General features: G+C 71.5%; 1 protein-coding gene and 1 pseudogene. One reads left to right on the top strand and one right to left on the bottom strand.

Translation table 11 applies throughout. The features are described 5' to 3' along the window. The coding region (locus J1M40_RS04785; RefSeq protein ID WP_206450504.1) for an IS481 family transposase at positions 1-907 on the bottom strand (907 nt) is incomplete at its 3' end. 118 nt (positions 908-1,025) lie between these two features. On the opposite strand from J1M40_RS04785, the pseudogene J1M40_RS12660 reads away from it, so the two are divergent. Continuing rightward, a pseudogene (locus tag J1M40_RS12660) lies at positions 1,026-1,361 on the top strand (DNA repair protein RadA); the annotation flags it as partial. Between the last annotated feature and the right edge of the window lie 742 nt (positions 1,362-2,103).

Genomic DNA, 2,103 nt, shown 5'->3' with positions numbered 1-2,103 from the left:
TCACCCACACCTGCAGGGCCTCACGCCGAGCTTGCTCTGAGGAGTACGGGCGGGCGTAGAGGACCTCATCGACCATCAGCCGGTTGTACCGTTCGACCTTCCCGTTATGGCGCGGGGTGTAGGGGCGGATCCGGTGGTGCCGGCCCCCGAGCGAGACCACCTTCGCGGTGAAGTCCACGGCCCGGTAGTTGTTCCCGTTGTCCGTGATCACCCGGTCCACGGTGATGCCGTGGGCGGCGAAGAACGCCCTCGCCCGGCAGAAGAACCCGATCGTGGTCACCGCCTTCTCGTCCTCCAACGCTTCGGTGTAGGCCAGGCGGGTGTACCCGTCGATCGCCGAGTGCAGGTAGGTGTACCCGACCCGTCGGCCTGCACCACGCTTGGAAGCACGGCCTGCTTCACTTTCACGTCCGTGGGTGCGCCAGCCGCCCCCGTCAGGGATCTTCCCGATCTTCTTCACGTCCAGGTGCACCATGTGCCCCGGCCCTCTCGCGGTGATCTTCTGGGGTCGTTGGCGCAGGTCTTCTCCGGCCGGGGTCAGGTCCCGTAGGCGGGAGATCCCGAGTCGGTGCAGCCACCGTCCCACGGTACGAAGACACACCCGGTGGCCTTCAGAGACGAGGTGGTGATGGATGCGCCGTGCGGACCACTTGCGCTCCCGCCGCAGGGCGTGGATCTGGGCGACCAGGACCGGATCGAGCTGGGCAGGTGAACGGTGCGGCCGGCTGGGCAGGTCCTGAAGGCCGGCTTCTCCCTGGGCGCGGTAGCGGGCGACCCAGGTGGCCACCGTGGGCCGGCTCACCCGGAACTCGGCGGCCACGTGTGCCTGCGGGATCCCGTCGTGCAGGTGGCGGTGGACCATCCTGAGACGGCCAGTGGGGGTCAGGGGTGCGTTAGCGTGAGTCATGAGTGGGTCTTTTCGGGCAGGTGGGTTGTTGAGGAACTTCCATCCTGCGGGAGAGGCCCACTCGTCTCATCTCAGCCGGCGCCTCGTGGCAAGAACCTCATGACCCACAACACCTAGGGACGGCATCGAGTCCCTGGACGACCCCTCCGGTCTGTTCCTCTCGGGCGTCTCGGAGCCGGTCGAGGGCACGTGCGTGACGGTGACGCTCGAGGGCCGGCGCCCGCTCGTGGCCGAGGTGCAGTCCCTGCTCACCCCGTCCGCCGGCGGCAGCCCGCGCCGCACCGTCTCCGGCGTGGACGCGGCGCGCGTGAACATGCTCCTGGCCGTGCTCCAGCGCCGGGCCCGTTTCGCCCTCGCCCAGGACGACTGCTACGTGGCCACCGTGGGCGGCGTGCGACTCTCGGAGCCCGCCTCGGACCTGGCCGTGGCCGTCGCCGTGGCCTCGGCGAAGCTCTCGGCCCCCGCTGCTGTCCTGGGCCCCCGGGGCGAGCTCCTCGAGGATCTTCAGCGCGACGGGGCGGGAGGTGACGTCGCCGAGGCTGACCGTCAGCAGATGGGGCCCGGGCTCCGCGAGAGCGCCGAGGCGGCCGCAGTCCTGGCTCGAGGCGCGGCCGGACCAGCGGTACACGGCGGTGAGCTCCTCGTGCGGGTACAGCACCCGCTGGGCCTCCGCGGGGTCCGCCTGGCAGATGCGGGTGGAGAAGACGTCGTCGCCCTCGGCCGTGCGGATCGTGAACTCCTGCCGGGCCGTGCCCACATCCGTGCGGCACGGGGTCGAGGAGAGGTTCGTGATGCCCAGGCGCAGCTCGGCCTCCTCGCCCCGCTGGTACTCGGACCGGTCCGCGGAGGCGGCGATCCGCAGATCCGAGGGCTGGCACTCGGCGGCGTCCTCGAGGGCCACGGTAGGCGAGGCGGAACTGGACTCGGCGTCCGTGGCCGGGGCGGGCGACGGGGAGTGCACCGGCGTCGGGGCGGCGGAGGGGTCGGCGTCCTCGGAGGAGAAGGCGCCGATCCCGGCTCGGACGAGCGCCACGACGGCCCACCCCACCAGGAGCAGGAGCACGAGGGCGAGCAGGGCGGCCACGAGCCGCCGGCGGCGGTAGACGGCGGGGGACGGCTTCGACCCGGGGGAAGTCGGACGAGACGGCATGCGATCCAGGGTAGGCGGCGGCGCACCCTACAGTGGACGCCATGCC

This window comes from Micrococcus sp. KRD026, assembly GCF_017168445.1.
GTDB classification, from domain to species: domain Bacteria; phylum Actinomycetota; class Actinomycetes; order Actinomycetales; family Micrococcaceae; genus Micrococcus; species Micrococcus luteus.
This window is presented reverse-complemented; position numbering and strand designations above follow the sequence as displayed.